An 8,068-nucleotide genomic window follows, 5' to 3' on the forward strand; every position below is an offset into this window, starting at 1 on the left:
CGTCGGGGGCCTCGGTCGCGCGCGCGGGCGCGGGCGCGGGCGGCGGCGGCGGGGCCTCGGCGCGGGCGTAGGCGATGCCGCAGGTGACCGTCGCGATCGGCGCCTCGCAGAGCACGCGGTCGCCGAGGCGCAGCCGGTAGATCCCGTCGTCGGTGGCCCTGCCGATGCGCCGGGCGCACGCCCCCTCGTAGAGGTCGGGCAGGGCGAAGTCCTCGTTGTAGACCTTCAGCACCTCGGCCGTGAAGCGGGCCGGCACGGCCAGGCCGTAGCGCTCCTGCGTCTCGGAGCAGGCGATCACGCGCGCGGGCACGTCGTCCCCGGCGACGTGCACCAGGGCCAGGTCGACGTCGCAGCCGAAACCGCCGGCGTCGGCCAGCTCGCTGGTGACGCAGCTGACGCCGCCCGCGCCGAGGTCCTTGAAGCCGACGACGATCCCGCGCTCGCGCGCCAGCCGCAGCACCTCGCGGTTGGCGACGGTCAGCACGCGCTTCAGGAACGGGTCGGGCACCTGCACCGAGCCCTTGTTCTCCATCGCCGCGCCGGCGTCCAGGGTCGCCGAGGCGAAGGCGGCGCCGCCCATGCCGCTCCAGTCGGTGGGCTTGCCGACCAGGATCAGGTCGTAGGGCTCCCCGCGGGCCTGCGCCGGCACTGCGGAATGCGTGATGTGGTCGGCCGGCACCAGGCCCAGGGCCACCACGTTCACCAGGCAGTTGTCGTCGAAGGAGGGGTGGAAGTAGACGTCGCCGCCCAGGTTCGGCACGCCCAGGGCGTTGCCGTACTCCCAGATGCCGGTGACCACCTCGCGCGCGATGTCCAGCCGGTGCGCCCCGCCCTCCCCCAGCGGCCAGCCGAAGCGCAGCGGGTCCAACACGCCGATCACCTCGCCGCCCATGCAGTAGACGTCGCGCACGATGCCGCCGATGCCGGTGGCCGCCCCCTCGACGGGCATGACCTGGCTGGGGTGGTTGTGGCTCTCGTGGGCGATGATGACGCCCCAGCGCACGCCGTCGACGGTGCCGAAGTCCACGATGCCCGCGTCCTCGACCGGCCCGACGATGACGTTGCTGCCGGTGGTCGGCAGGAACTCCTTGAGCGTGGGCCGGCTGCTCTTGTAGGAGCAGTGCTCGCTCCACATGGTGTCGAACAGGGTCAGCTCGGTGAGCGTGGGGTCGCGGCCGAGCAGCTCCCGGACGCGGCGGGCCTCGGCGGCGTCGAGGGTCAGGGCGTGGGCGCGCAGCGCCCGCACCAGCGCCGCGTCGTCGAGGGCGGCGACGCCGACGGTGTCGAAGGAGGGGTCGCGGGTCATGCCTGCTCCTGTCGTCCCTATTCCTGAGCCAGGGTCCTCGCGAACAGCTGCCCGACGTGGCGGCGGTGCCAGGCCGGGTCGAAGCAGCGGTCCAGGTCGGCCGCCGTCAGCCTGTCGGACACGACCGGGTCGCTCCGCAGGGCCTCGCGGAAGTCGGCCCCCTCGTCCCAGACGCGCATCGCGCAGCGCTGCACCGCGGCGTAGGCGTCCTCGCGCGTGGCGCCGGCGCGCACCAGCGCCAGCAGCACCGTCTGGCTGTAGACCATGCCCCGGGCGCGGTCCATGTTCTCGAGCATGCGCTCCGGGAACACGACCAGCCCCGCGACCAGCCAGGTCATCTTCTGCAGCATGTAGTGCAGGAGGTGGCAGGCGTCGGGGAAGATGATCCGCTCGACGCTGCTGTGGCTGATGTCGCGCTCGTGCCAGAGCGCGACGTTCTCCATCGCGGTGTGGGCGTAGCCGCGCAGCAGGCGGGCCATGCCGGTGATCCGCTCGCTGACGATGGGGTTCTTCTTGTGGGGCATCGCCGAGGAGCCCTTCTGGCCCGCGCCGAACGGCTCCTCGACCTCGTGGACGTCGGTGCGCTGCAGGTTGCGGATCTCGACGGCCATCTGCTCCAGCGTCGCGCCGGCCAGGGCCAGCGCGTTCAGGAAGGCCGCGTGGCGGTCGCGCTGCAGCACCTGCGTCGCCACCGGGGCGACCGCCAGGCCCAGGCGCCGCATGGTCTCGGCCTCGACCTCGGGGTCGAGGTGCGCCATGGTCCCCACCGCGCCGGAGATCTGCCCGACGGTGACCTCCTCGATGGCCGCGTCCAGGCGGCGCAGCGAGCGCCGCAGGGCCGACCAGTACACCAGCAGCTTCAGGCCGAAGGTGGTGGGCTCGGCGTGGATGCCGTGGCTGCGCCCGACCATGACGGTGTCCTGGTGCTCCAGGGCGCGGGCCTTGACCGTCGCCATCAGCGCGACCAGGGCCGCCCGCAGCACCAGGCCCGACTCGTGGAGCTGCACGGCGAAGGCCGTGTCGGTGAGGTCGGAGCTGGTCATCCCCTCGTGAACGTGGCGCGACTCGGGGCCGATGTGTTCGCCGAGGTTCGTCAGGAAGGCGATGACGTCGTGCTGGACGGTCTCTTCGATCTCCAGCACCCGCGCCTCGTCGAAAGCGGCCCGCTCGCGGATGAGCCGGGCCGCCTCGGGGGGGATCTCGCCGCGGTCGGCGCGGACCTCGCAGACGACGACTTCGACCTCCTGCCAGATCTCCAGCTTGCGGCGGTTCGACCAGATGGCGAGCATGGCCGGGGTTTCGTAACGGGGAATCACGCCGCACCTCGATCCCGGGGTTCGAGAGAAGCCAACTTGCACAATATCAACATCTTGCAGCCCTCTCCGTCGTGACGTCGACGGGGGACGAACGGGCAGTCGGGTCCGGACCCGCGCAACATAACCGATCGTTTGGGGGAAGGAAAGCGTGTTTCCGGCCGGTCAGGAGGCCGCGTTCCGCCGCCGCTGCGGGTCCTCCTCCAGGACGATCGTCCCGGAAAAGCGCCGCCCGTCGCGGATGGCCGTGAACTCCAGCCGGGTGCCGACCTTGGCCTCGTAGACCAGCCGGTTGAAGGTGTCGACGTCGGCCAGTTCGATGCCGTTGATCGTCAGCAGCACGTCGTAGGGGACCAGGCCCGCCTTGGCCGCCGGCGAGCCCGTCGTCACGTCGCGCACGACGAAGCCGTGGGCCTCGTCCATGCCCAGCGCCTTGGCGATGGCGTCGTTGACCGGCAGGATGCCGAAGCCGACGTAGGCGCGGCGGAAGTAGCCGTACTGGTCCACCTCGCGCAGGATCCAGCGGGCGCGGTCGATGGGCACGGCGAAGCCGAGGCCGATGCTGCCGCCGCTCTCGGTGAAGATGAAGGTGTTGATGCCGACGACCTCGCCGCTGCTGTTGACCAGCGGGCCGCCGCTGTTGCCGGGGTTGATCGCGGCGTCGGTCTGGATCATGCCCAGGAAGATCTGCTGGTCCGAACCGGTGCGCTTGATGTCGCGGTTGACGGCGCTGACCACCCCGACGGTCACCGTCGGCTGCGTGTCGGCCAGCAGGTAGCCGAAGGGCGAGCCGATGGCGATGGCCCACTCCCCGATGTAGAGGCGCGTGTCCTCGGCGGCCATGACCGCCGTCGGCAGGTCCGACGGCACCTCGCCGGCGATCTGCAGCAGCGCCAGGTCCCAGGTCGGCACCATCTCCAGCACCTGGGCCGTGAACTGCCGGCCGTCGTGGAGCGAGACGAGCAGCTCGTCCGCGTTCTCGACCACGTGGACGTTGGTCAGGATGTGGCCCTGCTTCGAGACGATGACGCCCGAACCCAGGTTCGAGACGTCCTGGCGGAAAGCGCGCTGCGGGAACATGCCGGGGTAGAAGCGCTCGAAGTACTCCCAGCCGCGCGGGGCGAGCGTGCGCGTGACCGTCCGGTGCTGGATGGCGTTGATGCTGACCACCGTGGGCGCGACCCGCTCGGTGGCCGTGACGATGGCGTTGCGCCGTCCCTGCTCGATCGCGGCCGGCGAGCCGACCGGGACCTCGCGCACCACGACCGTGTCGCGGCCGTCGGCGACCGTCGCGGGCGCGACGGTCCGGCGGCCCAGCAGGAAGGCCGAGCCCAGCAGCAGGCCGAACAGCAGGCCGATGACGATGCCGGTCCAGACGGGCGCCTTGCGCACGGTTCACCTCCGGGGCGCGCCGCGGCGCGCGTTCCCGTTTTCAACGCGTCAGCCCTGCAGCTTGTTCCAGTCCTTCATGAAGGCGGCGATCCCCTGGTCGGTCAGCGGGTGCTGGACGAGCTGCTTGATGACCTTGTGGGGGATCGTGGCGATGTCGGCGCCCAGCAGGGCGGCCCGCACCACGTGGTCGGGGTGGCGCACGCTGGCCACGATGATCTCGGTGCCGATCTCGTACTTCTCGTAGACCTCGACGATGTCCTCGATCAGGCCCATGCCGTCCTGGCTGATATCGTCCAGCCGGCCGACGAAGGGCGACACGTAGGCGGCGCCCGCCTTGGCGGCCAGCAGCGCCTGGCTGACCGAGAAGCACAGCGTCATGTTGACGGGGATGCCCTCGTCGGACAGGGCGCGGGTCGCCTTCAGGCCGTCGATGGTCAACGGGATCTTCACCACGAGGTGCTCGCTGAGCCCGGACAGGCGCCGGCCCTCCTTGATCATCCCCGCGGCGTCGAGCGCGACGACCTCGCCCGAGACCGGCCCCTCGACCAGGTCGCAGATCTCCTTCAACAGCTTGTCGGTGTCCTTGCGGCCGGCGCGGGCCATCAGGCTGGGGTTGGTCGTGACGCCGTCCAGCACGCCCATCGACAGGGCGTCGCGGATCTCGTCGAGGTCGGCGGTGTCGATGAAGAACTTCATGGGGTCGCCTCCGGGGTCGCGGTTTCGGCAGGATCTCCAGGGTGGTCGGGGTCATCGAGCTCGGGCGGGTAGCCGACGCCGGCCAGGTACAGGCCGCAGGCCGGAGCCATCCCGCCGGCGACGCGCCGGTCGCGGGCCTCCAGGATCGCCGTGACGTCCTCGGGGCGGCGCCTGCCCGCGCCCACGTCCACCAGCACGCCGGTCATCGTGCGCACCATGTGGTGCAGGAAGCGGTCGGCCCGGACGTGCAGGATAGCCGAGCCCTCGGCCCACTCCAAGCGGCAATCGGTCACGTCGCAGTCGTTGGTCGGGTTGAGCGACGCCGTCTTGCACAGGCTGCTGCAGTCGCGACGGCCGCGGAACAGGAGGCAGGCGGCGTCCATGGCGTCGCGGTCCAGCGGCTCGCCGGGGCACCAGGCGAAGCGGCGGCGGAACAGGTCGCCCTCCAGGTCGAGGCGGTACTCGTAGCGGCGCCAGCGCGCCGAGAAGCGCGCGTGGAACGCGGGGCTCACCTCGCGCACGTCCAGCACCTGCACGTCGCGCGGCGCGAAGCGGGGCAGGACGCGCACCAGGCGCGCCACCTCGTCGGCGTTCAGGCCCCGGGCGTGGGAGGTCTGCCGCAGGGCGTGGACCCCGGCGTCGGTGCGGCCGGCGCCCGGCGGCATGCAGGGCCGTCCGAGCAGCCGCTCCAGCATGAGGGCCAGCACGCCCTGGACGGTGCGCAGGTCGAGCTGCCACTGCCAGCCGTGGAAGTCCGTGCCGTCGTAGGCCAGGTCGATGCGCGCGGTGCGGTCCAACTCAAACGCTCCGAGAACGCGCGGCCAGCAGGTCGGCGATCTGCACGGCGTTCAGGGCCGCGCCCTTGCGCACGTTGTCGGCCACGACCCACAGCAGGACCACCTCGGGGCGGCCCTCCTCCCCGCGCACGCGCCCGACGAAGACCGGATCGGCGCCGTCGGCCTCCAGCGGCGTGGCGTAGCCGTGCGGCGACTCGGCCACGACCAGCCCGGGGGCGGCGCGCAGGGCGGCGACCACCTCGTCGCGCGGCGCGGACCGCCCGCAGACGCAGCGCACCGCGGCCGCGTGCCCGGTCCAGACCGGGACGCGCGTGGCCAGGCAGGTCACCGCGAGCTGCGGCAGGCCGAGGATCTTGCGCAGCTCGCGCCCGACCTTGGCCTCTTCCTCGAAGCTGCCGTCGGGCAGGGCGGCGCCGATCTCCGGCAGCACGTTCAAGGCGAGGCGGCGGGGGAAGGCGCCGGTGCCGGTCACCGCGGGCGAGGCGTGCCCCTCGCGCAGGCCGGGCAGGCAGGACGACAGCTCGACGGCCAGCGCCTGGCGGGCGCGCCCGCCCGCGCCGGAGGCCGACTGCATGGTGGTGACGTGGCAGGCCTTCAGGCCGAAGGCCCGCTGCAGGGGCGCCACCGCGGCGGCCACCTGGATCGTGGAGCAGTTCGGGTTGGCGATGATCCCCGGGCGCTGCGGCAGGGCGGCGGGGTTGATCTCCGGCACCACCAGCGGCACGTCGGGGTCCATCCGCCAGGCCGAGGAATTGTCGATGACCCACGACCCGGCCTGCGCGAAGCGCGGCGCGTAGGTGCGGCTGGCGGCGCCCCCGGCGCTGAACAGGGCCATCCGCACGCCGTCGAGGCCCGCGGAGGCGGCGTCGGCGCAGACCACCGCACGGCCGCGGAACGTCAGGGTCGTGCCCGCCGAGCGGGCGCTGGTCAGCAGCAGCGGCGGCTCGTCGACCCAGTCGCGGGTCTCGAGCATCGTGAGCATGGTGCGGCCCACCAGACCGGTGGCGCCGAGCAGGGCGGTGCGCATGGGAGGGCTCCCGGATTCTCGGTGCGGAGGCGCGGCGAAGGCTGCAGTGTAGCAACGGGAGCCCCGGCGGTCAAAGGCCGCGGCGTGGACACCGTCGCGGGGGGATGCTAGGGTGGGGCGGCCCCGAACCGGAGGAACGGCATGCGACGGGTCCCGACATCGATCCTGCTGCTCGCGGCGGCCGTCGCGCTGGCCGCCGGCTGCTCCCCGCCCACGGACCGCGCCGCCAAGCAGCGCGTCCTGCTGCGCTGGGAGGACCGCCGCCTGGCCGACGCCGATTCCCTGTCCGCCTTCCTGCGCGACGGCGACGCCCACGTCCGTCTGGCCGCGATGCGCGCCGCCGGCCGCATCGGCCGCACCGGCGCCCTGACCGAACTGATCGCCGGGCTGGCCGACGCGAGCCCCACCGTCCGCATCGCGGCGGCCGAGGCGCTGGGCCTGGTCGGCGACGCTTCGGCCGCCGAGCCCCTGATCCGGGCCCTGGAGGGCAACGGCCTCGAGGTGCGCCGCGCGGTGCTGTTCGCGCTGGCGCGCGTGCGCAACGACGGCGCGGCCCTGATGGCCGTCGCCCGCGACGGCACGCGCGACGAGGCGGCCCTGGCCTGGAACGCCCTGCGCGACCGCGCCGCCGACGCCGACTCCACGGACCTGGCCGACGCCGTCCGCGGCGGGCTGGAGCGTCCCGAAGTCGACGTGCTGTGGCGCGTCCTGCGCTGCGCCGAGCGGGTGCCGGTGCCCGGCCTCGTCGCCGACGTCGCGCCCTTCGCGCGCCACCTCGACGCCCAAGTGCGGGTGCATGCCTGCCGCGCCCTGGCGGCCCTCGGCAGCCAGGGGAACGGCCTCGCCGCCTACGCCGGACTGGTCGCCGGCGGCGAGGACCCGGGCCGCTTCACGCGGCGCGACCGCGCGCGCATCGACGTCGCCCGCCTGCGCGGCCTGGGCCGCCTCGGCGCCGCGGCCCTGCGCGACAGCGCCGACGCCCAGCCGCTGGTGGGGCAGCTCGGCGAGGGCGCGCGCAGCCCCGACCCCCACGTGGCCCGCACGGCGCTGGAGGCCATGGCCGAGGTCGCGGCCGGCACGCCCCTGCCGATCGAAGCGCGCGTCCGCGACAGCCTGCTGCCGGTCTGGCGGCTGCGCCTGCTGCAGGTCGCGCAGAACGGCTGCGGGCCCGCGGTGACCGAACCGGTGGTGCGCGCGGCGGCCGCCCGCGCCTGCATCGCCCTGCGCGGCGCGGGCGTCCAGGACCAGCCGTTCTGGCCCGCCCTGACCGCCGACACCCATCCCCTGGTGCAGGAGGCGGTCTGGGACGGCCTGCTGCGCCACGCGCTGGACCCCGACCAGGTCGCCGCGCGCTGCGGTGAGCTGGACGCGCTGGCGCCCCGCCTGCGCCTGATCACCCTGGACGCCCTGCCGGCGGCACTGGCCCGCCTCCGGCAGGAAAGCCACGCCCCCGCCGCGCAGGCCCGCGCCCGCGAGGCCGTGGAGACGGCCCTGCGCCGGGTCGCCCTCGGCGCCGACCCCTACGCCGCGGCTACGG

7 protein-coding genes are annotated in these 8,068 nt (G+C 73.7%); 1 reads left to right on the top strand and 6 read right to left on the bottom strand.

Going from position 1 to position 8,068, the window contains the following annotated elements:
* From Q7W29_13330 to Q7W29_13355, 6 genes are all read right to left on the bottom strand, one after another.
* Nucleotides 1–1,306, bottom strand: a 1,306-nt coding sequence (locus tag Q7W29_13330) for an AIR synthase related protein (protein ID MDO9172803.1), incomplete at its 3' end; no start/stop codon positions are given.
* A gap of 17 nt (nucleotides 1,307–1,323) precedes the next feature.
* Complete coding sequence (purB, locus tag Q7W29_13335) at nucleotides 1,324–2,622, bottom strand: adenylosuccinate lyase (protein MDO9172804.1); 1,299 nt, start codon at nucleotides 2,620–2,622, stop codon at nucleotides 1,324–1,326.
* A 162-nt stretch (nucleotides 2,623–2,784) separates the two neighbouring features.
* Nucleotides 2,785–4,011: a trypsin-like peptidase domain-containing protein gene (locus Q7W29_13340; GenBank protein MDO9172805.1), complete on the bottom strand. Its 1,227-nt coding sequence runs from the start codon at nucleotides 4,009–4,011 to the stop codon at nucleotides 2,785–2,787.
* Between the two features lie 48 nt (nucleotides 4,012–4,059).
* The gene (gene fsa, locus Q7W29_13345; protein ID MDO9172806.1) at nucleotides 4,060–4,707 is read right to left on the bottom strand and encodes a fructose-6-phosphate aldolase; all 648 of its coding nucleotides are present in this window, start codon (nucleotides 4,705–4,707) and stop codon (nucleotides 4,060–4,062) included.
* Nucleotides 4,704–5,504 carry a tRNA pseudouridine(38-40) synthase TruA gene (gene truA / locus Q7W29_13350; GenBank protein ID MDO9172807.1) on the bottom strand — a complete coding sequence of 267 codons (801 nt, stop codon included), beginning with the start codon at nucleotides 5,502–5,504 and terminating at the stop codon, nucleotides 4,704–4,706. The genes fsa and truA overlap by 4 nt, the downstream gene beginning before the upstream one ends.
* A gap of 1 nt (nucleotide 5,505) precedes the next feature.
* Nucleotides 5,506–6,531: an aspartate-semialdehyde dehydrogenase gene (locus Q7W29_13355; protein ID MDO9172808.1), complete on the bottom strand. Its 1,026-nt coding sequence runs from the start codon at nucleotides 6,529–6,531 to the stop codon at nucleotides 5,506–5,508.
* 141 nt (nucleotides 6,532–6,672) lie between these two features.
* Here Q7W29_13355 and Q7W29_13360 point away from each other — a divergent pair.
* On the top strand, nucleotides 6,673–8,068 hold a 1,396-nt coding region (locus Q7W29_13360; protein ID MDO9172809.1), incomplete at its 3' end, for a HEAT repeat domain-containing protein.

This window comes from bacterium (genome assembly GCA_030654305.1).
GTDB lineage: Bacteria > Krumholzibacteriota > Krumholzibacteriia > LZORAL124-64-63 > LZORAL124-64-63 > PNOJ01.

Coding starts and splice junctions, on each gene's coding strand:
- fsa (MDO9172806.1), bottom strand. CDS start 4,707: ATGAAGTTCTTCATCGACACCGCCGACCTCGACGAGATCCGCGACGCC.
- Q7W29_13355 (MDO9172808.1), bottom strand. CDS start 6,531: ATGCGCACCGCCCTGCTCGGCGCCACCGGTCTGGTGGGCCGCACCATG.